We start from the raw sequence: 1,934 nt of genomic DNA, 5'->3' as shown, positions 1-1,934 counted from the left end.
GGCTGCACCGGCCGGTCGCCGTCACGGTCGAGACGGCCGGGACCGGCGCGGCCGCCGACCGTCTCCGGACGGTCCTGGGCGGCGCCCCGCCGGACCTCGGCCGGGTCGACGACGCGGCCCGCGCGTTCGTCGACGCCGCCGGGCGGCCGACGCGAGAGCCCGCACCCGTGCAGGGGACACCTGAGCCCGCACCCGTGCGGGGGACGCGGGAGCCCGCACCCGTGCGGGGACCGAGGCGGGTCGCCGTCGGCACGGCGCTGCTCGCCGCCGTCGTCGCCTCGGCGATGGTGCTCCCGGCCCGCGGCGCGGACCCGGCCCCCGGCCGGGCTGCGGGCCGGGGCAGAGTGCAGGCCCGGGCCGGAGGTCAGCCCGCCTCGACCTCACCCTTGCGGGCCTGCTTGCCGGCCGCGGTGCGCAGGGCCTCGGCGACGGCCGGGGCGACGGTCGTGTCGAACACGCTGGGCACGATGAACGACGGGTTCGGCTCCGCCACCACGTCGGCGATCGCGGCCGAGGCGGCGAGCATCATCGCGTCGGTGATGTCGTGCGCCTGCGCGTCGAGCAGGCCGCGGAACACGCCGGGGAACGCGAGCACGTTGTTGATCTGGTTCGGGTAGTCCGAACGCCCGGTGGCGACGACGGCGGCGTGCTGCTGGGCCACCGACGGGTCGACCTCGGGGTCCGGGTTGGCCAGCGCGAACACGATGGACTTCTCGGCCATGGTGGCGAGCTCGTCCGCCCCGAACAGGTTCGGCGCCGAGACGCCCACGAACACGTCGGCGCCGACCAGGGCGTCGGCCAGCGAACCGGTCTTCCCGCCCTTGTTCGTCTGTGCCGCGATGGACGCCAGGTTCTCGTCCATGCCGGGGCGGTCCGGGTGCACGATGCCGTCGACGTCGACCGCGATCACGTCCGCGGTCTTCTCCGAACCGAGGAGCCGGATGACCGCCGAGCCGGCCGCGCCGACCCCGCAGACCACGACCTTGACGTCGGCGAACCGCTTGCCGACCACGCGCAGTGCGTTGCGCAGCGCTCCCAGCACGACGACGGCCGTGCCGTGCTGGTCGTCGTGGAACACCGGGATGTCGAGCATCTCGCGCAGGCGTCGCTCGATCTCGAAGCAGCGCGGTGCGGCGATGTCCTCCAGGTTGATCCCGCCGTAGCCGGGCGCGAGGATCTGGACCGTCCGGATGATCTCCTCGGTGTCCTGGGTGTCCAGGCAGACCGGCCAGGCGTCGACGCCGGCGAACTGCTTGAACAGCGCCGCCTTGCCCTCCATCACCGGCATCGCGGCGGCCGCGCCGATGTTGCCCAGCCCGAGCACGGCCGACCCGTCGGTGACCACGGCGACCGTGTTGCGCTTGATCGTCAGGCGGCGCGCGTCCTCGGGGTTGGCCGCGATCGCCCGGCTGACCCGCGCGACGCCCGGCGTGTAGGCCCGGGACAGGTCGTCGCGGGTGCGCAGGCTGACCTTCGAGCGGACCTCGATCTTGCCGCCGAGGTGCAGCAGGAACGTCCGGTCGGAGACCTTGCGGACGGAGAAGCCCTCCAGGGCGTCGATCGCGTCCTTGATCTCCTCGACGTGCTCCGTGTTGCGCGCGTTGGCGCTGAGGTCGACGACGATCGAGTCGGTCTTCGCCTCCACGACGTCGAACGCGGTGACGACGCCGCCGACGAGGCCCACCGCGGCGGTCAGGTCACCCGCCGATGTGGACGTGGCGGGGGCGTCGACGCGGGCGGTGATGGCGTAACCGGGACCGGGAATGGGCACGGGCGAGGACCCTACCGGCCCCGCCGGGTTCCGCGAACGCGGTCGTGGGCCGGGGCACGGGTGACGTCGGCGACCGTGTGCGGGGCCTCGCACCGCCGCGCTGCGGCGACGGCCGCGACGACCGACGATGGCCGGCGGTTCCCGCCGGCCCCACACGGGTACC

The 1,934-nt window shown here is 74.5% G+C and carries 1 protein-coding gene; it reads right to left on the bottom strand.

Going from position 1 to position 1,934, the window contains the following annotated elements; all coding sequences use genetic code 11:
- Positions 1–364: 364 nt before the first annotated feature.
- Positions 365–1,771: an NAD-dependent malic enzyme gene (locus tag I4I78_RS32180; protein ID WP_218615278.1), complete on the bottom strand. Its 1,407-nt coding sequence runs from the start codon at positions 1,769–1,771 to the stop codon at positions 365–367.
- Positions 1,772–1,934: the final 163 nt, after the last annotated feature.

It is taken from the genome of Pseudonocardia sp. KRD291 (assembly GCF_019263595.1).
Lineage (GTDB): Bacteria > Actinomycetota > Actinomycetes > Mycobacteriales > Pseudonocardiaceae > Pseudonocardia.
This window is presented reverse-complemented; position numbering and strand designations above follow the sequence as displayed.